The 22,436-nt window shown below is 57.7% G+C and carries 20 protein-coding genes; 12 read left to right on the forward strand and 8 right to left on the reverse strand.

Going from position 1 to position 22,436, the window contains the following annotated elements; translation table 11 throughout:
* The first annotated feature begins 1 nt into the window (after window position 1).
* From IPM61_04825 to IPM61_04850, 6 genes are all read left to right on the forward strand, one after another.
* On the forward strand, window positions 2-982 hold the full coding sequence (locus IPM61_04825; protein MBK8910634.1) for a glycosyltransferase family 4 protein: 981 nt from the start codon (window positions 2-4) through the stop codon (window positions 980-982).
* Window positions 979-2,391 (forward strand): polysaccharide biosynthesis C-terminal domain-containing protein, encoded by a 1,413-nt coding sequence (locus IPM61_04830; GenBank protein MBK8910635.1) that lies wholly within the window; start codon window positions 979-981, stop codon window positions 2,389-2,391. Before IPM61_04825 ends, IPM61_04830 begins: the two co-directional genes overlap by 4 nt.
* A gap of 214 nt (window positions 2,392-2,605) precedes the next feature.
* Window positions 2,606-4,030, forward strand: a complete 1,425-nt coding sequence (locus IPM61_04835) for a tetratricopeptide repeat protein (GenBank protein ID MBK8910636.1) — start codon at window positions 2,606-2,608, stop codon at window positions 4,028-4,030.
* A gap of 44 nt (window positions 4,031-4,074) precedes the next feature.
* Window positions 4,075-4,443, forward strand: coding sequence for a dihydroneopterin aldolase (gene folB / locus IPM61_04840; GenBank protein MBK8910637.1), 369 nt, complete (start codon window positions 4,075-4,077; stop codon window positions 4,441-4,443).
* Between the two features lie 90 nt (window positions 4,444-4,533).
* Complete coding sequence (folK, locus tag IPM61_04845; GenBank protein ID MBK8910638.1) at window positions 4,534-5,718, forward strand: 2-amino-4-hydroxy-6-hydroxymethyldihydropteridine diphosphokinase; 1,185 nt, start codon at window positions 4,534-4,536, stop codon at window positions 5,716-5,718.
* Between the two features lie 6 nt (window positions 5,719-5,724).
* Window positions 5,725-5,955: a hypothetical protein gene (locus IPM61_04850; protein ID MBK8910639.1), complete on the forward strand. Its 231-nt coding sequence runs from the start codon at window positions 5,725-5,727 to the stop codon at window positions 5,953-5,955.
* A gap of 30 nt (window positions 5,956-5,985) precedes the next feature.
* On the opposite strand, the gene IPM61_04855 is transcribed toward IPM61_04850, so the two are convergent.
* Window positions 5,986-6,828, reverse strand: coding sequence for an ion transporter (locus IPM61_04855; protein MBK8910640.1), 843 nt, complete (start codon window positions 6,826-6,828; stop codon window positions 5,986-5,988).
* A 409-nt stretch (window positions 6,829-7,237) separates the two neighbouring features.
* Here IPM61_04855 and IPM61_04860 point away from each other — a divergent pair, with 409 nt between their 5' ends.
* Window positions 7,238-8,542, forward strand: a complete 1,305-nt coding sequence (locus IPM61_04860; GenBank protein MBK8910641.1) for a DUF3179 domain-containing protein — start codon at window positions 7,238-7,240, stop codon at window positions 8,540-8,542.
* Here the strand turns inward: IPM61_04860 and IPM61_04865 are convergent.
* Both IPM61_04865 and IPM61_04870 read right to left on the reverse strand, forming a co-directional pair.
* Window positions 8,475-8,882: an IS630 family transposase gene (locus tag IPM61_04865; GenBank protein MBK8910642.1), complete on the reverse strand. Its 408-nt coding sequence runs from the start codon at window positions 8,880-8,882 to the stop codon at window positions 8,475-8,477. The two genes, IPM61_04860 and IPM61_04865, sit on opposite strands and share 68 nt — an antisense overlap.
* Before the next feature lie 107 nt (window positions 8,883-8,989).
* Complete coding sequence (locus tag IPM61_04870) at window positions 8,990-9,499, reverse strand: winged helix-turn-helix domain-containing protein (GenBank protein MBK8910643.1); 510 nt, start codon at window positions 9,497-9,499, stop codon at window positions 8,990-8,992.
* Between the two features lie 421 nt (window positions 9,500-9,920).
* On the opposite strand from IPM61_04870, the gene IPM61_04875 reads away from it, so the two are divergent.
* The 4 genes from IPM61_04875 to IPM61_04890 all read left to right on the forward strand — a co-directional run bounded on the left by IPM61_04875 (window position 9,921) and on the right by IPM61_04890 (window position 13,278).
* Window positions 9,921-10,487, forward strand: coding sequence for a Crp/Fnr family transcriptional regulator (locus tag IPM61_04875; GenBank protein ID MBK8910644.1), 567 nt, complete (start codon window positions 9,921-9,923; stop codon window positions 10,485-10,487).
* A 96-nt stretch (window positions 10,488-10,583) separates the two neighbouring features.
* Complete coding sequence (locus IPM61_04880; GenBank protein ID MBK8910645.1) at window positions 10,584-11,486, forward strand: alpha/beta fold hydrolase; 903 nt, start codon at window positions 10,584-10,586, stop codon at window positions 11,484-11,486.
* A gap of 33 nt (window positions 11,487-11,519) precedes the next feature.
* Window positions 11,520-12,650 carry an S-methyl-5-thioribose-1-phosphate isomerase gene (mtnA, locus tag IPM61_04885; GenBank protein ID MBK8910646.1) on the forward strand — a complete coding sequence of 377 codons (1,131 nt, stop codon included), beginning with the start codon at window positions 11,520-11,522 and terminating at the stop codon, window positions 12,648-12,650.
* A 25-nt stretch (window positions 12,651-12,675) separates the two neighbouring features.
* The gene (locus IPM61_04890) at window positions 12,676-13,278 is read left to right on the forward strand and encodes a class II aldolase/adducin family protein (GenBank protein ID MBK8910647.1); all 603 of its coding nucleotides are present in this window, start codon (window positions 12,676-12,678) and stop codon (window positions 13,276-13,278) included.
* 1,307 nt (window positions 13,279-14,585) lie between these two features.
* Here IPM61_04890 and IPM61_04895 read toward each other — a convergent pair.
* The 3 genes from IPM61_04895 to IPM61_04905 form a co-directional block, all read right to left on the reverse strand.
* Window positions 14,586-15,713, reverse strand: coding sequence for a DUF2088 domain-containing protein (locus IPM61_04895; protein ID MBK8910648.1), 1,128 nt, complete (start codon window positions 15,711-15,713; stop codon window positions 14,586-14,588).
* Window positions 15,714-15,943: 230 nt separating this feature from the next.
* On the reverse strand, window positions 15,944-17,599 hold the full coding sequence (locus IPM61_04900; protein ID MBK8910649.1) for a T9SS type A sorting domain-containing protein: 1,656 nt from the start codon (window positions 17,597-17,599) through the stop codon (window positions 15,944-15,946).
* A 149-nt stretch (window positions 17,600-17,748) separates the two neighbouring features.
* Window positions 17,749-18,849 (reverse strand): T9SS type A sorting domain-containing protein, encoded by a 1,101-nt coding sequence (locus IPM61_04905; protein ID MBK8910650.1) that lies wholly within the window; start codon window positions 18,847-18,849, stop codon window positions 17,749-17,751.
* Between the two features lie 943 nt (window positions 18,850-19,792).
* Between IPM61_04905 and glmM the strand changes: the two genes are divergently transcribed.
* Window positions 19,793-21,184: a phosphoglucosamine mutase gene (gene glmM / locus IPM61_04910; GenBank protein ID MBK8910651.1), complete on the forward strand. Its 1,392-nt coding sequence runs from the start codon at window positions 19,793-19,795 to the stop codon at window positions 21,182-21,184.
* Between the two features lie 98 nt (window positions 21,185-21,282).
* Here glmM and IPM61_04915 read toward each other — a convergent pair whose 3' ends face one another.
* A complete protein-coding gene (locus tag IPM61_04915; protein ID MBK8910652.1) occupies window positions 21,283-21,756 on the reverse strand; it encodes a hypothetical protein in 474 nt (157 codons plus the stop codon).
* A gap of 84 nt (window positions 21,757-21,840) precedes the next feature.
* Window positions 21,841-22,359, reverse strand: a complete 519-nt coding sequence (locus tag IPM61_04920) for a class I SAM-dependent methyltransferase (protein MBK8910653.1) — start codon at window positions 22,357-22,359, stop codon at window positions 21,841-21,843.
* Window positions 22,360-22,436 lie beyond the last annotated feature (77 nt).

The raw sequence follows: 22,436 nt of genomic DNA on the forward strand, positions 1-22,436 counted from the left end.
GGTGAAGCGGGTGTTCGTTTGGTCCACGCTGGATACGCCGTTCATCCGCGATGATGTTGAGCTTCTGCGGGAACATTTCGCGGTGGAGCTGAAGATTGCATCGGGATTCCGTGCACTGCCGATGATTGTTCGGGGTGTGCGGAATTCCGATGTCAGCATCAGTTGGTTTGGATCGGTCTATTCTGTGCCGCTGATCTTTTTTGCCGGCCTGTTCCGCCGCCGCTCGGTGGTGATTATCGGCGGGGTGGATGCCGCCCGCGACCCGCAGAACAACTACGGCATCTGGCGCAGCCGCTGGAAAAGCACGTTGTTGCGGTGGGGGCTTCCCCGCGCCCACCATATCCTTGCCGTTGCGGAATCGCTTGCGGCAGAATTGCGCCAGCGCGTTGGCTGCCCGCTTCCCCAACTGGAGACGCTCCCCACTGGCTACGCCCCCAACCGTTGGGTTCCCAGCGGCAGCCCAGCGGAAGCAACGGTGCTGTGCGTTGCCAACTGCGACACCCCCCAGCGATTGGCAATCAAGGGGATTGATCTTCTGCTGATTGCCGCCCAGCAGCTTCCCGAACTTCAAATCTCCATCATTGGCATTGCCCCTGCGGTGCGGGCGTTGCTTCCGCCGGTTCCTTCCAACGTCACCATTCTTCCCCCGATTCCTCGCGATCAACTTCTGCCACGCTACCAGCAAGCCATGATCTTCTGCCAGCCTTCACGGCGCGAAGGATTGCCGAACACACTGTGCGAAGCAATGCTCTGCGGCTGCATCCCCGTTGGAGCCGATGTTGGGGGGATTGGCGATGCGATTGGCGATGCCGGGTTTGTGGTTCCCCCCAACGACCCCGAAGCATTGCGCCACGCGCTTGCCGCTGCCGCACAGCTGCCGCAACGCCACGGCCTTCGCGCCAGGGACCGGGTCGTTGCAAAATTCTCGCGAAGCCAGCGGGAAGCGCGGCTTGTTCAGATTATCACCGGCAAGCAGCCATGAGCCGATTGGTCAAACACCTTCTAACAGCATTTTCCGGCGATGCCGTTGCGCGGCTGCTTGGCTTTGCGGCAACCGCATGGACGGCAGCGGCGGTGCATCCCGAAGGGTTCGGCGTGCTCTCCATGGGGCTTGCGCTGCTGGCGTGGGCATTATGGCCGGTGGACCTGGGGCTGAACACGTTGGGAATCCGGATTGCCGCAACGCCGCCCCAGCAGCGCCAGTTTGCGCCGGTCGCCATTCTTCGGCTGCAATGCATGGCGGCGGTGGGGGTGATGCTGCTGGGCCAGCTGGTCCTTCTGCTGGTTCCCCTTTCCCTTCCGCTGCGCGGGGTGCTGCAACTCTATTTGCTCTATCCACTCACCTACGCCCTGTATGTTGACTGGTACCACCAGGGGAAGCGGAATTACCGTGCGGTGACAGCGGGGAAGTTCGTTTCGGGAGGGCTGTATGTTGGGGCGTTGATGCTGTTGGTGAAGGAGCCGGACCAGGTTGCGCTGGTCCCGTTGCTCTACTTTGCCGCAAACCTTGCCGCCGCCGCCCTGCTGCTGATGATGGCGGACCGCACCGATCTGCGCGCCGCCGCCGCCGCTGATGCTGGGGCCAAGGCTTCTGGTGGAATCGGCGGCTACCTTCCCCTGCTCCGCGAAGGGTTTCCGATACTGCTGGGAAGCATTGTGGGAAGCGTTCTGCAAACCGCGCCGCTTCTGCTGCTTGGGTTCCTGCATGGCGCGTCCGATGCCGGAACCCTGGGCGTGGTGCTGCGGGTGGTGACGCTGTTGATGATGGCCGACCGCGTGTTCGTGGCCCTCTATCTGCCACGGGTTGCCAACCTTTGGGGAGGGGATCGCCAGAGTTTGCAGCGTGAACTTGGGCGCGGGTTCCGGTTGGTGGTGGTTGCCGGGGGGGCAATCGGCGCGGCAGCAACCGTCCATGCCGATGCGATTATCGCGCTTCTGTTTGGCCCGCTTTACTCCGCTGCCGGATCGGCATTGCAGGTGGTGGCGTGGTACGCCGTGGCCACCTTGTGGAACAGCTTTTTTGCCTACGGATTGGTTGGCATCGGCCAGCAGCAGAAGTACATGAAAGCCAGCCTGCTTGGCGGGGCGGTGTTTCTTCCCATCGTCGCCCTTGCGATTTGGCATGATGGCTTGCGCGGCGCGGCGTGGGGAATTGCAATCGGCGAAGGAGCAATGGCGTTGCTGATGTACCTTCAATTCCGCCGGCACTGCGCCGTTGCGGTGGCGCGCCCCGTGGCCGTTGGGCTTGCCGTTGCCGCCGCAACAATCGTTGCCGGGCTGATGTTGGGGGGCGGGCTGATGCTTCTGCCCGTTTCGCTCGTGATCTTTTTCTCCCTATCACTCCTCACCGGAAACCTTACCGTTGCCGATGCACGGTTCTTGCGCCAGTAGTATTCGGCCAAGCGGATGTTGGAGTTGGGGCTGGGGTTAGTGCTGGCGGGTTCTTTCACGGATTCTTCCTGCGAAGAAATTATGCTTGCTTTCCGCAACGGGCTGGCCTAAGTTAGGCCAAGCCCGTTTCATTGAGTTGATGTGGCAAGCGGCTGCCGAAAGCCCCTATTACGGCGGCGGTTGGTTCCACCAAAACTCATTCTACTTAGAACCCATGGATATTTTTGGATTTGGCGATGATGACCCGATTGAAGGCTCCGACCCTGAAGGCCGCGATTCCGACGCGCTGCGCCGCTACCGCCGATTAACCAGCGGCGATTGGGAGGAGGAACTGCCGCAGGATACCGAGGTGCTGGAGGAACTTATCGAGATTTGCGTCGAGAAGGATGAGTTCCCCAACGCGCTCCGATTCTGCGAGCAGTTGATCCGGTTTGCCCCGTACAGTTCCACGGCGTGGCTTCGCAAGGGGATGATTCTTATTGGATTGGAACGCCCCGAAGAAGCCCTCACCTGCCTGGATCAAGCCAATCTTCTGAACCCACTGGATGCCGATGGGATGTGCTACCGGGGCATTGCCTTCGACCTGCTGGAGGAGCATGATCGCGCCATTGAGGCCTATGAACAGGCGTTGGAGATGGACCCCGAGAACGAAGATGTGTTGTTCAATATGGCCGAGACCCTGCAGCACATGGAACGCTACGAGAAGGCTGCGGCAATCTTCCGTTCCTTGCTTTCCAGCGAGCGCTACGGGTCCGATGCACTGCTTGAGCTTGGCATTACGTTGGGGGAGTTGGACCGGCTGGAAGAATCTTTGCAGATGTACAACCGCTACATTGACACCACCCCGTTTAACTATGTCGCGTGGTTCCATCGCGGATTCGCCTTAAGCCAACTTGGGCGGCTACAGCAAGGAATTGACAGCTATGCTATGTCCACGGCAATCAAAGAAGACTTCACCCCAGCATGGGTGAACATGGGGAACAACCTCCATCTTCTTGGCAGCCTTCTTGAAGCGGTGGAAGCCTACTGGAAAACGTTATCCTTTGACTCCTGCGAAGGCTATGCATGGTGCGGGTTGGGAAATTGCTACCAAGAGATGGGGCAATACAAGCAGGCAGTGCAATACTTCGCCAAAGCCCTGGAACACAAACCGGACAGCTACATAGCACTCCGCGGACGTGCAGAGTGTTACCGGCTTACAGGCCAGCTGCAGCGTGCGTTGGAAAGCTACGATGCCGTGCTTCGCGTGAACGACCAGGATACGGATATGCTGATTGGGCGCGGCCACGTGCTCAGGAAGTTGAAGCGTTATCAGGAAGCCATTGAATGCTATCGCCAGGTTGTTGCATTGGACCCAGATGATTCCGCCACGTGGTTGACTATGGCCGCCCTACTGAACGACCGAAGCAATTACAAGGAATCGTTGGAAGCCTATGAGATGGTTGTCAAACTTGACCCAACATCCAAACTGGGCCACCTTGGGTGCTGCAGCAGCCACCTTATGTTGGGCCAATTTGAGCAGATGAGAGAATCGCTCCTTATGGCCATGAAAATCAGCCCCGATCTGTATGAGAGCTTCAAGAAGGAGTTCCCCGACCTTGCTGCCGTAATAGGTTATCCAGATACGCAGCCCTCGTAATCGCTTCGGCGTTGTTCCTTGTACCTGTCACACAACTTCCTGCTTTGTCCCTTATTCGCGTTCTTGGTGCCGAAGTCTATGCCCGCCACGGTGTCACCGATGCCGAGCGTGCCATTGGCGGGCGGTATAGCTTCGATCTTGAGATTGAAACCGACATCACCCTTGCCGCCGCCACCGACCACGTGGCCGACACCATCAACTATGAGTCGGCCTACCTGATTGCCCGCGACATCTTGATTGGCTCCAACCGCCGATTGCTAGAATCGCTGGTGGTGGAGATTGCACGTGCACTGCTTCGGACCTTCCCCACGGCCCAGGCCGTCACCGTCCGCCTGCGCAAACTTTCGGCACCGATTGATGGAGTGCTCCGCGCCGTGGAAGTGGAACACCGCGAATGCCGCAAGGAAGCCTGAACCGGGGATTTTCTTGATCCCTTCCTCCATCCTCCCCCTTCATCAAAAAATTTTTCCCGAGACATTCTCAACGCTTGTTGCTCCGAAGCCATGCCAGAAACCTCCTCCGTTACGGCTCCATCGCTTGTTGCCTTATCGCTTGGTGCCAACATTGGCAACCGCATCGGGACGCTGCGGCAAGCAGTGCGAATGATTGAACAGTTAGATGGTGTTTCCGAACTGAAGGTCTCCGGATTGTACCGCACCGCACCGGTGGGCTACACCCCCCAGCCAGAGTTTATCAACTGCGCAGCCACGCTGCGGACCACCAGCCCGCCGGAGCAGCTGCTGCAACAGCTTCGGGGGATTGAGCAGGCATTGGGGCGCCAGCGAAGGGAGCGTTGGCGCGAGCGGGAAATTGACATTGACATCCTTGTTTTCGACCAGCGAATTATCGTTACGCCAACCCTTGTTGTTCCGCATCCTGAGATGAGCAACCGCGCCTTTGTGCTGGTTCCGCTTGCCGAGATTGCACCATCGCTCCGCCACCCGATTTTCAACGCCACCGTGGCCGAGCTTCTGGACCAACTGCAAGACAAGTCCGGCGTTGAGCGAATGGAGGATGGCCACGAAATCACCGCAGATGCCGCCGCCGACCTTCCACGGCATATTGCGGTGGAGGGGGTGATTGGCGCGGGGAAAACCACGCTGGCAACCGAGCTTGCCAAGCGGCTTGAGGGACGATTGGTGCTGGAGCAATTCGAGGAGAACCCGTTCCTGCCCCACTTCTACCGCGACCCGGAACGCCATGCCTTCCAGACGCAGATATTCTTTTTGCTAAGCCGCTACCGCCAGCAGGAAGCGTTCCGCCAGCCCGACTTGTTCCACCGCACAATCGTCAGCGATTACCTGTTCGATAAGGACCGAATCTTTGCCTCCCTTACCCTAAGCGACCACGAGCTTGCACTGTACGATAACGTCGTCACCGCGCTGGAGCCATCGGTCCCGAAGCCTGATGTGGTGATCTACTTGCAAAGCAGTGTGGAGCGATTGATGGCGAATATCCAGAAGCGTGGGCGAGCAATGGAGCGGGAGATTACCACGGCGTATCTTGAGCAATTATCGGAGGCCTACACCCGCTATCTGCTTCGCTACACGGCGGCTCCGGTTCTAATCGTCAACACGGACCAGGTTGACCTTGCTAACGATCCTGAGGCGTTGCCGTTGCTGCTCCAGTCGCTGGGTGCGGCGCGGGCCGCTGGGGCAACTCCGGTGCTGTTCCCATCATTTTCATAATCGCTGATGCTCCGCCTTCTTCTTATCGCTTTGCTGATTTTTCTTGTTGTGCGGTTCACGCAGCGGTATCTCTCCGCCAGCAAGCCGCCACCGGTGCAGGATCGCCCCCGTCCGGTTCCAACCCAGCCGCAGCCACGCACACCCGGCGTTGATTACTCCGAAGCCCGCGATGCCGACTTCCGCGAGATTCCCCCGCGGCAAATCGCGGATGACCGCCGCGCCGGCAATGCTGAGTAAGCGGGGAATTTCCGCACCTGTCCGGCAATCTCACTGCTCAAGAATTTTCCCGCAATGTGGGCAGGTGGGGGGAAGCGATTGGGGCGATTTCTTCACGTTCCGGTTCTGCATCTCTTCAATAAATCCGGTGACAATAATCCCCGACGGAAGCGCCACGATGCCAACGCTAAGAATGGCACTGATGGCCGCAAAAAACTTCCCGAGCGCAGTGATTGGATAGATGTCGCCGTAGCCGATTGTGGTCAGCGTTGCAACGCCCCACCACAGCGCGGCGGGGATATTCGGGAACGCTTTGGGCTGCGCCTCGTGCTCGATGAAATACATCATCGAGGAGGAGAGCACCAAGATCACCAGCAGCACAAAAATGGATGAAATCATCTCCTCCCGTTTGCTTCGCAGCACCCTTCCCATCATCGCGAAGCTGTGGGAATATCGCCCCAGTTTCAGCACACGGATCAACCGGAACAGCCGCAAAGCGCGGACGATCAAAAGGTCAGTAGAAATAAGCTGCGGAAGGAAGAACGGGACGATTGCCAGCAGATCAATCAGGGCAAAAAAACTGAAGAAATAGCGCACCCTTCCCCACACCGGATGCCGGTACTTTGGCTCCTCCACAATGGCCCACAACCGCAGCAGATACTCCACCGAAAAAATGGAGATGGAGAAGACTTCGATGGCGTAAAAAAGGGGATAAAGCGCGGCATGGATTTCCTGCACCGTCTCAAGAATCACCGCAACGACGTTGATGAAAATCAGCACCGCGATGAAGACGCGAACCCAGTACTCTGTCCGCGTCTCGATGCTTGGGCTTAGCAGCAGGTCGTAGATATAGCCCCGCACGCGGCGGAGCCTGTTTTCTGGAGTTCTGTTCATGCTGGGAACTTGGTAGCAATGGATAAATTGCGCGCCGAAAATAGTGGAGCGCGGCGGATGGAACGCACAACGCCCGCCACCAAGCCAAAGAAAAAATCTCCATGCAAGGGAGTGATGTTGGCGCACTTCGGAGTGCCGCGCCCCCCTGCTTCGCCGCAAGCGGCTGCGCGTCCCCCCAATGCCGGGGGGAAATGGTTTCTGCTATTGATCCCTTTCTCTCTGGACCTCACGCCATCTGTGCCAACCCCTCCCCCAGAATTGGGGGAGGCGGAGAGGGGGCTTGCTGCGCTGGCGGGCTTCGATGCACAACGGTCATCTCTATTCTGCAACAAGCTCTTCTCCCCCAAACCTTGTAACTTCGCCGCGAATCAACGCGCAGTGTACTCAAGCCCTATCATTAAACAACCTTATGGCCGCAACCTCATCATCGCGTTCCTTCCCGCTGGAGCGATACTACATGCCGATGTTCCTTGTTGGCATTCTCCTTTTGCTGGCGCCGGGAATAGTAAAAACCTACTTGCTGATGCCGTTCCCTGGCAGCCAGGAGCTGGACTCTATCGAGATGGCGTACCTGCTTAACGGGTGGAGCACGCCGCTGCAAATCATCGGGCTGCTGCTGGTGATTGGACCGATTGTGAAAGGGTTCATCACCGGGACCATCCTGCGCCGCATCAGCATTGTGATGTTTTCCGTGTTCTGCTTTGTGGTGTTCTACTTCACCACCATTGCGGCATCGGCAGCCAATATTTTCCGCGAGCCTTCCTCGCTTCGGATGGCCGCCCCCGCCGACAACCGCGTCCCGCTGGAGACAGTGGTGATTGGCATTGAACACAACGGCGTTGCCAAAGCCTATCCCCTAAACTACCTTGCCTACCACCACCGCGTTAGCGACTCGATTGGCGCGTTGAAGCTGTGGGCAACGTACTGCAGCATGTGCCGCACCGGAGCGGTGTATCAGCCAGTGGTGGACCAGCAGCCGCTGACGTTCCGCTTGGTTGGTGCCAACCACTACAACGCGGTGTTTGAAGATGAAGCCACCGGAAGCTGGTGGTATCAAGCAACCGGGGAAGCCGCCACCGGGCCGATGAAAGGGAAGCGGCTGCCAATCGTTCCATCGGAGCAGATGACCCTGAAGCTCTGGTTGGAGCAACATCCCAACAGCTTGATTGCGCAACCCGACGGAGCCGAATACAGCCGCGAAGGATATCAACAAACCGAGGGCTACGACCGGTTCCAACCGAAGAAAGAAGGGTGGCAGCCGAACAGCTGGGTGGTGGGCATTGCCGTGGGGAACGCATCGAAGGCATATCTGTGGCAGGGGGTCGTTGCCGCCCGCGTGGTGAACGATCTTGTGGGAGCCCAGCCGGTGGCGATTGTCGCCGCGCCCGACTCGGTCTCCTTCACCGCCTGGCAGCGGACCCTGAACGGCCAGCAACTCACCTTCGCCCTTGACTCCACCCGCACGCGCCTAACCGACACGCAAACCAACTCCATCTGGAATTGGAATGGAGAGTGTGTGGAAGGGACGTATGCGGGCCAAAAACTTCCACCCGTTGCGGCCAGCCAACTGTACTGGCACGCCTGGCAAACATTCCACCCAGGAACGGAGAAGTGGGAGATACTCACTGCAAAGAGGTTTGCGAAAATCAGAGCACGTGGAAATTCAGGGTTAGAAGTCTCTCTAACTCTGGGCGGTACTCCTCAATATCGTTGAAAAATCTTCGGATAGCTCCACGAAATTCATCCTTCGTTTCATAATACCTCCTGTCTATTACCTTCTTCCTCATGTATTTCCATAATCGCTCAATTAAATTCAAATTCGGTGAGTAACTCGGCAAAAATACCTGCTCTATTCGCGATGATGATAACCACTCCCGCAAACGACGACTCCGATAGTATCTCGCGTTGTCGCAAATCACTCTGATCCTTCCACTCGGATGCTTCCGCTCTAAGGCTGCATACAACTCAATCGTTGATTCACTATCCACCCGCTCGCTTTCCACCACCTCCACATCTCCCACATCATGCGCGTTCAATGCCGCGTTGATGTTCACACGTTCCCGACCCGTGTTCGATCGCACTTCATACCGACTCCCCGACTTGATCCACCCGTAACTGCTCCGTGTGTTGTGCTGAGGATGCACCGCATCACTGAAATACACTACCCCACCTTCCTCGCCTTCACCCCTATCAGCAAGCAATCCCGCCAGACGTTCAAGAAATTCCTCCTGCTCCGCTCGATTCCCCTTCGATACACCAGACTCGTCTTCTTGTACACAAAGCCCAGACGCTTCAGCAATGCTACCATCCCGCTCTCCGTATATCGCACACCATAACGCTCGCACACCAACTCCACTACCTCCTTCGATGTATGATGCAGATGTCCCTCCAGTTCCTTCGATACAGCTGATGCCTGTTCACCGCTCAGCTTCCCACCATAGCACACATACTTGTCTTCTATGTAATCCTCAAAGCTCTTTGATGCTCGATACCCTTCGGCATACCGATATATCGTCGAATTATCAACACCCAACGCAAAGGCCGTCTCGCCAACGCTAAATCCCCCGTCAAGCATCAGCAGCGTCGTGATCTTCACATACCGACGCTTCTCTTTCTCCATTCGCTGCAATTTCCGCAGTTGTGTCCGTAATTCCTCCGTAAGTTCTATCATCTCTTCCCTCTATCTATTCAATGACTACTATCTTTTCCCTAACGTAACCCCATCATCCCTTTTTCGCAAACTACTTTATTTCGAGTAGAAATAGAGGCGCAGCGGAAACGGGGCGATGCCGCCCCGACCTCCATCGGGGTTACTAAAAGGTCTTTAGCCTTCGGCACCATCAGGCCGAAACCCCGTGCAACACCAGCCCTGAAGGGGCGACCCATGCCAGCCCAGGGCACCGCCCTGGGAACAAAACCGACCCCGTGCAACACCAGCCCTGAAAGGGCGACCCATGCCAGCCCAGCACCGCCCTGGGAAAAGAACCATGACCCGGCAACACCAGCCCTGAAGGGGCGACCTCCATCTGGGCGGATATTTTGTTGAAGGTGAGGAAGCACAACAACAACAGCACGAACAACACCGCAGCATTGTGGATTACCAAGCGTTCTTCCAACAGTTCCACCCCATTACCCAGCAGGACTATCAACAGTTGATTGCCGCCTGCGCAACGCGGCGGTATCAGCGTGGCCACGTTATCACGGCCGAGGGCCAGGTTCAGCGGGATTTGTTGCTGGTGCTTAGCGGGGTTCAGATGTCGTTTGCCGAGCATGGGGACCGGCTGCACGTGATGGCCTTCACCTATCCCCCGGGGCTTAGCGGCATTCCCGATTCTTTCCTTACCCAAACTCCGTCGCGGTTCACCCTGCAAGCCCTTACCGACACGGAGGTGCTTTCCCTTCCCTTCGCCGCGCTGAACGATCTGTTCGACCGCTCCCACGCCATTGAACGGCTGTTCAGAAAAATCACCGAAGCGGTGCTGGCCGGGATGATTCATCGCCACTTCGAGCTGCAATCGCTCAGCATCGAGGAACGGTTCCTTGCCTTCGCACGGCGCAGCCCCCACCTTCTGGAGCTTGTTCCCCACAAGTATCTGGCTTCCTATCTGAACATCAATCCCACCAATTTCAGCAAGCTGTTCAACGCGGTGAAGGTCTAGGCAGCGGGGATGTTGGTGTACACCAAGAATCGGGCGCGGCGGGGTCCGTAGGTTTGCTTCGTGAGGGAACGAAGCAATCACCAACACCAAGCAGCAATGAACCAACAGCCATCATGGTTAGACCGGAAAGAATATCCCTTCCAATCGCGGTATCTGACCATTGCCGGACGGCAGCTTCATTACATTGATGAACCCGCCAACAACAGCAACGCAGAAACCTTGCTGTTCGTCCACGGAACCCCTTCCTGGTCGTTCGATTTTCGCAACGTCATCAAGCGGCTATCGCCCGATTATCGCTGCGTGGCGTTGGACCACATCGGTTTTGGATTATCGGACAAACCCGCCAACCACAACTATTCCACCCCCAACCACGCCGCAATCCTTGCCCAGTTTGTGCAGCATCTGCAGCTGCGGAACATCACCCTTGTGATGCACGATTTTGGCGGCCCAATCGCAATGGCCTGGGCGCTGGACCACCCCGCGCTGCTGCGGCGGCTGGTGCTGATGAACACGTGGCTTTGGAGCAGTGCCCAGGACCCTGAGTATCAGCGGTTCAGCAAGGTTTTGCGCAGCCCGCTCCTGCCGTTTCTTTACCGGCGGCTGAACTTCTCCCCGCGATTTCTTCTGCGGCAATCGTTTGCGGACCGCTCCAAACTTCGCCCCCCAATCCACCGCCATTTCACCGCGCCGTTTGCCAACGCTGCGGAGCGGGAAGGGACGCTGGCCTTTGCGCGGTCCTTGCTGAACGATCAAGAGTGGTTCCAGCAATTATGGGAACGCCGCGCCAGCGTTGCGCAGCTTCCTACGCTCCTTATTTGGGGGATGAACGACCGCTTTGTGGGACCCAAGTATCTGGAGAAATTTTCCGCCGGATTCCCCAACAGCCGGGCTGTGCGATTGGCAAACGTCGGGCACTTCCCGCAAGAAGAAGAACCGGAAGCGGTGGCAACGGCAATCAAGAACTTCATCGCCGAAACAGATTCCCCGGTGCGTGGTTAGCCAACCCCGTTTCGGCATTACCTTTGCCAGCGTATGGAAATGGATAGATGGAGTTCATATTCGATTCAGCGGCAGCCGGGCGATCCTTCAATCGTGCAGGTGATTGACCAGCGGTTGCTTCCGTTCCAACGGGCGATTCACGACCTGCGAAGCTCGCACGATGCAGCGGTGGCAATCCAAGAAATGATTGTTCGGGGCGCGCCGCTGATTGGCGTAACCGGGGCCTACGGCGTTGCCCTTGCTGCCCAAGAAGCCCCGCGCACCGAGCAACACTTTGCCGACTACGTGGCCCAGCGCGCTGCGGCAATCGGCAGGGCGCGGCCAACGGCGGTTAATCTGGAATGGGGGGTCAACCGCGTGATGGAGCGGATTGCGCAGATCCAAGGGATCAAGGAAAAAATTGCTACGGCCTGGGCCACTGCGGACCACATGGCGATGGAAGATGCCGCAACCTGCCACGCCATTGGCCACCACGGATTGCCACTGATTGCCGCCATTGCCAACGCGAACAATGGCCGCCCGGTCAACATCCTAACCCACTGCAACGCGGGGCGGCTTGCGTGCGTGGCGTGGGGGACCGCAACCGCGCCAATCTACCTTGCCCACCAAGCCGGAATCCCCCTGCACGTTTGGGTTGATGAAACCCGCCCCCGCAACCAGGGCGCGCGCCTGACCGCGTGGGAGCTTGGCAGCGCCGGAATCCCCCACACCCTGATTGTTGACAACGCCGGCGGCCACCTGATGCAGCATGGAATGGTGGATATGGTGATTGTTGGAAGCGACCGCACCACGCGGGATGGCGATGTCTGCAACAAAATCGGAACCTACCTGAAAGCCCTTGCCGCCCGGGATAACGGCGTGCCATTCTACGTCGCGCTCCCCACCTCAACGCTTGACCTTGCCGTTGCCGACGGGCTGCGGGAAATCCCGATTGAAGAACGCTCTGCCGACGAAGTGCTGATGATGGAAGGGGTGGTGAACGATGCAGTGGAGGAAGCCGCAGCGGGGAAGATTGCCCGGGTCCAGATTGCCCCCGATGGAACCCCCGCAGCCAACTACGGATTCGACATCACCCCGGCGCGATTGGTGACGGGGCTGATTACCGAGCGGGGAATCTGCCAAGCCAGCCGTGCCGGAATCGAGGCCCTGCTTTCCAAGCCATGAAACTCCACCCAAGAAGGAACCGCCGATGAGCAGCAACGCCGCGCCGGACGAAGGATATATCAAGTACCGCGCCCAATGGACGCTGGCCGCCCCGGTTGCGCCGGAGCTTGTGGCCGGGCTGATCCACTGGCGCACAAAACTGTTCGATGCCGGGTTGATTGGCGCGTATCCCGACGGCATTGGCTACGGCAACCTGAGCATCCGTTGGGGGAAGGAATTTATCATCACCGGAACGCAGACCGGGGCGATTCGGGAGATTGGCCCGGAGCATCTCTCCATTGTTACGCAGGTTGATATCCCCGGCAATGTTTTGGCCTGCAGCGGTCCGGTGCAAGCATCATCGGAAGCGATGACCCATGCGGCCATTTACCGATGCGATCCCTCCATCCAAGCCGTGGTCCACGCACACTGCCGCACGCGCTGGGCGAGACTTCTCCACACCATCCCCACCACCGACGCTTCGGTCCCCTACGGCACGCCGCAGATGGCGTTGGAGTTCCAACGGCTGTTCCGCACGGAGAACCTTGGCGCAACACGCATCGCAGCAATGGCGGGACATGAAGAAGGGTTAATCAGCTTCGGAGCAACCATCCAAGAAGCCGCAGAATTGCTGCTTGAGCAAGGGTGAAGATGGTAGCCGCCCCGACTGAATTGGGGCCGACCTCCGTCGGGGTTGGTAAAAGGTCTTTAGCCTTCGGCGCCATCTTCGGTCATCTTCACTCGGCAGGCTAAAGACCTGCCGCTACCCGACCTCACCCCTCTCCGTGACTCCCCTCCCAAACATCGCCAATGCAACCCACAGGAAAGGGTGGCCGCCCCGACCTCCGTCAGGGTAGCCGTCCCGACCGTCGTCGGGATTGATAAAAGGTCTTTAGCCTTCGGCGTCATCTTCGGTCATCTTCACTCGGCAGGCTAAAGACCTGCCGCTACCCGACCTCACCCCTCTCCGTGACTCCCCTCCCAAACATCGCCAATGCAACCGACAGGAAAGGGTAGCCGCCCCGACCTCCGTCGGGGTAGCCGTCCCGACCGTCGTCGGGATTGATAAAAGGTCTTTAGCCTTCGGCGCCATCAGGCCGAAACCCCACGCAACACCAGCCCTGAAGGGGCGACCCATGCCAGCCCAGGGCATCGCCCTGGGAAAAGAACCACCCCCCACGCAACACCAGCCCTGAAGGGGCGACCTCCATCTGGTTAGATGTTTTTTGAGGGTCTGGATTTCCAATGGGTACGATCGGTGCAGGGGTGATGGATGAATGGGCTGCCCCTTCAGGGCGGTGGAATGTTTTTTTGTGGTGGTGTGGATGTTCGGGGACGATCCCCCGATTCCCAGGGCGTTGCCCTGGGCTATGATAGTCTGCCCCTTCAGGGCGAAAAAGGGGGACGCTTCGGGAGTTTTTGTGGGACGGCATCACCGCCCCTACTGAACCCCAACCCCCTCTCCGTGCCCCCCCTTCCCAAACATCGCCAATGCAACCCACAGGAAAGGGTAGCCGCCCCGACCTCCGTCGGGGTAGCCGAAGGTCTTTAGCCTTCGGTGTCATCAGGCCGAAACCCCACGCAACACCAGCCCTGAAAGGGCGACCCATGCCAGCCCAGGGCACCGCCCTGGGAAAAGAACAAACCCCACGCAACACCAGCCCTGAAGGGGCGACCTCCATCTGGTTAGATGTTTTTTGAGGGTCTGGATTTCCAATGGGTACGATCGGTGCAGGGGTGATGGATGAATGGGCTGCCCCTTCAGGGCGGTGGAATGTTTTTTTGTGGTGGTGTGGATGTCCGGGGGACGATTCCCCGATTCCCAGGGCGTTGCCCTGGGCTATGATAGTCTGCCCCTTCAGGGCGAAGAAGGGGGACGCTTCGGGAGTTTTTGTGGGACGGCATCACTGCTCGGCAGGCTAAAGACCTGTTATCAATCCCGACTCATCGGGGCCGCTACCCCGTGATGCTTAGCCGTGGCAGCATTGCCAGGGCGTTCGGAAGGTCCAGCAGGCGTAGCTGTTCGCCGGGGAAGCGGGCGTGGGCCAGCTCGGTTGCCAGTTGCAGCCCTTCCTGCATGGTTCGGGCGTTGGTCATCTTGCAATCGCGAACGATGGCGGGGGTTGCCGCGCCAACCACAATCACCGGATTCCGCGCCAATGTTTTTGCAAGAATGTACGCCCGCTGCGCCCCGGCGGGGAAGCCATTCCGGCGCATCTGTTCCACCAGTTGCTGCGGGGATTCCGCAGCGGCCAACAGTTCATAAAATCTTTGCTCGCCAATCCCCTCCCCCGCCCCTTCGGGGATTGCGGCCGGAAGCACAATCGGCGCGCCGGGGAGGAGCGGGGTTGCGTCGCATAAGGCAAGGTAGGTGGCGGCGCGGCTGGCTTGGTACAGGTTCCGCGACTTGGCCGATGCCACGCCAGCAATGGCCGCATGAACCGGGAAATCCACCGGGACCTGGAACAGTGCGCGGCCCATGCGGACCAGATAATCATGCACCCGGGTTGGTGGGCCGGCGGCGCAGGCAACAATCGCCCCTTCGTGATCCAGCAGCGCGTTGGCCACATACCGCAAGCCGATCCGCTCCCCGGCCCGGCGAACAAATTCTTGGAATGGATTCGCCTCAATCTTCCCCAGCCGCACCCCTTCGCTGTCGAGCATCGCCACGCCGTGGGTTGCTTGGATGGTCGGTTCGCCGCCGCAGCCAATCGCCACGGTTTTTGCGCCGCCACTGTAGCCGGCGTACTGGTGCGGCTCCACCACGCCGGTTGCCAGCAGCAGATCGGCTTGCAGGCAAAGGTTGTTCACCGTCACCGGAACTCCATCAATCGTTCCAAGCTCGGCAAGGCTTTCTTTTTCGGTTGCGGTGTGGTTGATGATCCGAACGGTTTGGGCGATCTCCTCCCCCAATTTTTCAACGGCCTCGCGGCTGGTCATGGGGCGGTGAAGTCCGGTTGCGCACAGAAGGGTGATGTTCCCAAGCGGAACCCCGGCGGCGGATAGCTGCCGCAGCAGATGCCCCACCAGCAATCGGTCGGGGGAGCTGCGGGTTGCATCGGTGAAGGCGATGACCACCTTCATGGATGGCTTGGCAAGCGATGACAATCGCTCATCGCCCAACTCCAGAATCGCTGGCGAGCGGCCGATACGAACCGCCGGTGAAGGCTGAATACGGTCCACAGAAGTAGCGTTAAAAAAAGAAGGGTTCAATGGTTGGGCGTGCGCCAAAAATTTTGGGATGGGGAGACGGATGGAATAAACGAAGCCCCCAAGTAGGGGGCGTTCGTTCTCTTCTCCTTTGCATGAGAATATTAGCGCACTATCGTCACCAATCGCACCGTTGCTTGGTTCCCAGTGGACAAGCGAACCAAATATGGTCCAGCTGGCAAGGCTCCAATCGGCAGCGTAATCTCATTGTTCCCTTGCTCATACTCTTGCGGTCGGCCACTCATCTTCACGATCCCGGTCATCGTACAGACTTCCACCTGTACTGGCAACCGTTGCTCAAGCCAGAACGACACCTGAACGTTATCGTGCGATGGATTCGGATACACCATCACATTCAATCCCTTCGATTCTCCGGTTATCCCTTCCTCCCCACCCACCCCCGTCGCTCCAGCTTCCGGCCAGAGATTCACCGCTTGGTAGTTCGAGTCCGTATCCACCAACAATGCTATCCCTAATGAGTCCGCGCTGCCACCGATTACCATCAATGTCATCTGGGAATCTACTGGCAAGTACCCTCGCTTCCGTGCAAATGCTACTTGCTCTCCACTTCGGTATAACTCCGCTACCACCGGCCCATACAGCAACTCCCGGTACTCGCTGCTCCCTTTGTAGCTTACTTCATTGAACCGCTCGATGCTCCCATCGCTGAGTTTGAACACCACATCTACTGGGCCAACGCTGCTTGAACCATGAAACACACGCAGACGCGAACGTGCTTCGCTGACTTGGTACACCAACGGCGTTGCTAACGACACCACGCTGTACCCCGTGCCTTCAGTCCCCACCAGTATTGCCGTTGTTAGCGTGTCGGCTCCCACGTATAGATCCTCGTCTATCAGCGTGTCGTATTCTTCGCTATTGCCGACAACCCTGTTGCGCATATACTTGGCGTTGAAACTGCCCAGATGATCATCAAGGCGCTGATTAAAATTATAACGTACATTACTCCCTCCTGAAGCTGGAGCTCCGGCAATTGTCACTCGGGAGCGATACAGATCGCTTGCAACAATCACTGCTCGCACTGCTCCATCGCCCACTCCCTTCTCCCGCAAGCGATGCAGCATCCCGCCACCACTGTCGCTCTCTACCAACGAGTACACTCCCAAGTCCCCACTTCCACCTCCATACTCACCTATTACAAAAAACGTCACCACGCTCCCTTCCCGGTAACTTCCACTGTATTGCCGTACCTCATTCATCGCTTTGGCTTGTACGTGGATCAACATCTTTCCCGCAAGTAGCCGTAGCTCTCCCCATATTCCTATACTATCTCCCCACCTCCCTTGACCCATATCAAATGCTGGCAATGCAAAACCACGAACTGGCACACCCGCTGGTGCTGCTACGCTCATGTACATCGAATCTTCCGCTGAAGTCACCTGTGCTGCGCGTGCCACCAAGCTATCATTCCCGATACTCAGTACTGTCTCCCGACTGAATACTCGTATCTCGGCTCCTGAACCCAGCACAAACACTGTGTATGAGCTATCAGCTGATAATCCTATACTGGCTGTTCGTATCGGCGTTGCTCGACTTCCGCCTGCTGCAACCACCACAATCGTGTGAACTCCAATTCCTACAGACTCCTCGCTCGAATACTCCAAATACTTCAATCCTTTGATCCGTGCACTCTCTTCTGCATCTATGTACACATCAACGATTGCTGCGGAAGCATCGCGCAGCACGTTTACCACCCGCACGTTCGGGTTCGTTGATCCATGCACTTCGATGCTGCTCAACAGCAGTACCCCCAGTAACGATAGCACTAACTGGAGACACCAAACGGTGTCTCCAGTTCCTACACTCTGCCAGTGACCATCTTTCTGAGGATCGTTGTGAGAATCTTTGCTCTGCTTGTTCATTTGTTCTCTTCTCCTTTGCATCCGTATTAGTGCACTATTGTCAGCAATCGCGTTGTGGTCTGACCTTGAGATGACAATCGTACCAGATACGTCGAGGACGGTAATGCTCCGGTGGATAGTACCATCTCATGGTCTCCCGCGTTATACTCTTGCTGGGAAGAAATCATCACGACTGTACCGGTCATCGTACAAATCTCCACCCCAACTGCGCTCCGTTGTTCAAGCCGGAACGATACACGGGCTTCATTGCTTGATGGGTTCGGATACACCATCACATTCAATCCCTTCGATTCTCCGGTTATCCCTTCCTCTCCATCCACCCCCGTCGCTCCAGCTTCCGGCCAGAGCTTCACCGCTTGGTAGTTCGAGTCCGTATCCACCAACAATGCTATCCCTAACGAGTCCGCGCTGCCACCGATTACCATCAATGTCATCTGGGAATCTACTGGCAAGTACCCTCGCTTCCGTGCAAATGCTACCTGCTCTCCGCTTCGGTATAACTCCGCTACCACCGGCCCATACAGCAACTCCCGGTACTCGCTGCTCCCTTTGTAGCTTACTCCATTGAACCGCTCGATGCTTCCATCGCTGAGTTTGAACACCACATCTACTGGGCCAACGCTGCTTGAACCATGAAACACACGCAGACGCGAACGTGCTTCCCCCAGATCGTACACCAACGGCGTGGCTAACGACACCACGCTGTACCCCGTGCCTTCAGTCCCCACCAGTATTGCCGTTGTTAGCGTGTCGGTTCCGACATAGATACCCTCGTCTATCAAGGTGTCCCGTTTGCTTTGATGTCGCCGAGCCATCTTGATGTTAATCGTGCCAAGGAAATCCTCTACTCGCTGCACTACACTGTATCGTCTGGGGTCATATCCTAATAGCACCCCATCCACAGTATATTCTGTTGTGTAAACATCCGCAGCCAGCGAGACAGGTCTCACTGCTCCATCGCCCACCCCCTTCTCCCGCAAGCGATGCAGCATCCCGCCGCCACTGTCGCTCTCTACCAACGAGTACACTCCCAAGTCCCCACTTCCATTCCCGTACTCCCCCACCACCACGAACGTCACCACGCTCCCTTCCCGGTAATGACCCGTATATGGACGGTCTTCTGGCAAACCACCACCACCTAACCATACACGTATGCGACCCGCTACTAACTGTCTCTCCTTCCAATACCCGATACTGTCTCCCCATGTCTTGCTCTGACTATCAAATGATGGTAATTCTATCACTGATCCCGACAAACTCGTTGGATCGCGTACCGTCACATAAAACTTCCCTGTCATGTCTGTCACTTGTACACACCGTACGATCAAGCTATCGTTTCCGATAACTCGCTCTACTCCACGGCTTACTACTCGTACTTCTGGCCTTGATCCTAACACATACACCGTATAGCTGCTGTCGCTGGCTATGTTGAACTCTACACTCCCTATCGGCTTTGAACGACCAACACCCGACTCAGTCAGCACTACACGGTGCGTCCCCGCTGATAGAACCATCTCACTGCTGTACCATAAATACGACACTCCCACAAACCGCGCTCCCGGTTCTTCATCTACATATACATCTATGGTTTGATTCGCGGCATGGCGCAGCACGTTCACCACGCGGACACCTGCGGTTGATTCGGCCTGTAGCGATACTGCCGATAACAGCAAGAGCAGTCCCACGGCTCTGAATGTTCTGTTCATTTGTTCCCTATCTCTATTACATGAGAATATTAGCGCACTATCGTCAGCAATCGCACCGTTGCTTAGCTCACGTTGGATAAGCGTGCCAGCACTATTTGCTTGATAGAATGCCCCTCTCTAAAGTAGCCATTGCCACCTCCCCAATCAAGCTATGCCGGCGGTGCTGGTGGCTTTTTCGAGATGCCGCGAAGCCGTTGCCCCTTCCCCTTTTACACATTGTCCTTATCCCCCTTCGTTCAACGTTCTTCTTCCCCCGTATCTTCGCACACATTGGCTGAAGGGAGGGGAGGATGCCCCCCGACCGAGTTGGGGCGCGGGAGCAGCTGATGATTTCCGACACGTTCATAACCGACACTTCTTCATCATGGCACTTATTCGTTCGATCTCTGGATTGCGTGGCACGCTTGGCGATGGCCTTACCCCTCCCACAATCGCCCACTACACTGCGGCGTTCTCCGAATATCTTGGCGGCGGCCCGATTGTGGTTGGCCGCGATGGCCGCCCAAGTGGCGAGTGGATTGAGGAGATTGTGGTTGGGACCCTGCGGGCGCGTGGCATCCCCGTCTGGACGTTGGGAATTGTGCCAACCCCCACGGTTCAGTTCGTGGCCCAACACTCCAACGCCACCGGCGGGATTTCCATCAGTGCCTCGCACAACCCGGCGGAGTGGAACGGGCTGAAGTTCCTTGGTGCCGACGGAACCTTCCTTGACACCGATGCCTGCCGCGATTTTTTTGCGGTGGTGGACCGCGGCGCAACCAAGCCCGACAGCAGCACCCCCGTTGGCCCTCGCCACGCCATTACCGGCGCGGCAGAACGCCATGTTGAGTCGGTCCTGACGCTTCCGTTCGTCAACCTGGAGGGATTGCGCCAGCGGGCGTTTACGGTGGTGGTGGATGCGGTGAACGCCGCCGGATCGTGGGTGGTTCCGGCAATGTTGGAGGCCTGCGGCTGCCGCGTGGTCCGCTTGTTCTGCGACGGCACGGGGGTATTCCCCCACGCGCCCGAACCGCTCCCCCAAAACCTGACCGCGCTTGCCGAAGCGGTTGTTGCCAACGGTGCCGATCTTGGCATTGCCGTGGACCCCGATGCCGACCGCCTTGTGCTGATTGATGAAACCGGAAACCCAATCGGGGAGGAATACACCATTGCCGCCGTCGTGGATTTTGTGCTGGGCTGGGAACGCCAGCGCGACCCAATCTCCAACCTTTCGGCGGTGATTAACCTTTCCACAACGCGCGCCGTGGAGGACGTTGCCGCACGCTACGGCGCGGCGGTGGTGCGCACGCCGGTGGGGGAGATTAACGTGGCGAAGAAGATGCGGGAAGTTGGCGCGATTATCGGCGGCGAAGGCTCGGGCGGGGTGATCCTTCCTGCCAGCCACTACGGGCGCGACGCGATGGTGGGAATCGCTATCGTGCTAAGCCACCTGCTGCAACGGGGTGGAACCCTTAGCCAGTTGCGCGCCTCGTTGCCAGGGTATGAGATCGTGAAGAAACGCGCCGAACGCCCGGCAAACGTGAAAGCCGTGGACATCTTAAAACGGGTGCTGCGGAACCATGCCAACGGGGCCAAATGGAACGGGCAAGATGGGTTGCGCCTGGAGTTCGAGAAATCGTGGGTGCACCTGCGCAGCTCGAACACCGAGCCGATCATCCGCGTGATTGCCGAGGCCGCCACCGCCAACGAAGCGGAAAATCTTGCCAACAAGTACCTTCGCTACACCGAGAAGATTGCCGCAGAAATGGCGAAGTAACCACACGCCGAAAACGCCAACAGGCCAATAGCAAACGGAGCAAAGGGAAAAGTCCCTTTGCTCCGTTGTTGTTTGCGCGGCTTGCCAAATGGCAATGCTTATTTCGCGTAGGAATCCATCAGCCGTTGGATGTTGATTTTTAGCGTGCGGACGCTTCCGTCGGCAGCGGACCGGTTGGGGGAAATTTTCAGATCGCCCAGCGATTTCCCAACCGTCTCCATCATCTGCTGAAGGTCCAGGCGGACTTTTTGGATTATCTCATCGGAGGGCTTCACCGAGCCATCGCCCAGCGCGGCAATCCGTTCGTTTAGGCCTGCCATTGCTTCTTCCAGCAGCTTCAGCTCCTGCGACTTCAACGCTTTTTCCAGCCCTTTCGCCTCGTAGATTTTCAGGAAAGCGTTGAACCGGCTTTGCAGAGCTTTTATCCCTCTCTGGATATGGGGGTCGCCCCACAGTGTGGATTGCGCCCAGTTGCTGGTGATGGGGATTGGGACCAGTGCGGTGGTGGCAGTGGCTGGCGTTGCGGCAATCGCGGCCGCAACCGTTAGCGTCGTCAAGATTGGCTTGTTCATCGTGGCTCCTGTTGTTGTTGGTTTGCCATTGTGTGGCGGTTGTTCTATTCCCCCGATACCGGGGTGGTGTCCATTGTTGCTTGGTTATTCTTCATCAAGTTGGCCATCAAGTTGGCGCAGTAACTCTGGGCCATGTTCGGGAACAATCCACCGGTAGATTGGGGCGTTCCCCAGCGTCCAGGCGGCTTCTGGGGTCCAGTTTCCCATGGCAAACCGGTGGCTGATAATTCTGGTTCCCGGCGGCATCGCCAGCAGCTTCGGGCGCAGCTGCAGGTTGGTGGATGTCAGCATGAACAGCATCACCACCGTCGCCGTGCTGAAATCCACTGTCAGGACATCAGCTTCAATGATCCGCACGGCATCGCCAACGCCGGCCCACTCCACTTCCTTGCGTGCTTGTGCGGCAAGCTCGGGGTCCAGCTCCACACCAACGCCACGCACCCCGTACTTCATTGCCGCAGCAATCACCATTCGGGCATCGCCGCAACCCAGGTCCCAGACGTGGTCATCAGGCTTCAGCATCGCCACGCTCAGCATCGCCATCACCACATCGAACGGGGTGGGAACAAACGGGACGTCAAGATCGTTGCTGAAAGTACTCACAGTTGTTGCGGCGTTGATTGCTGCAATGGCACGCTGCGTGGTATCATTGCCACCGGGCCATATCACCGGACCATTGC

The organism is Chlorobiota bacterium (assembly GCA_016710285.1).
Classification (GTDB): Bacteria; Bacteroidota; Ignavibacteria; order OLB7; family OLB7; genus OLB7.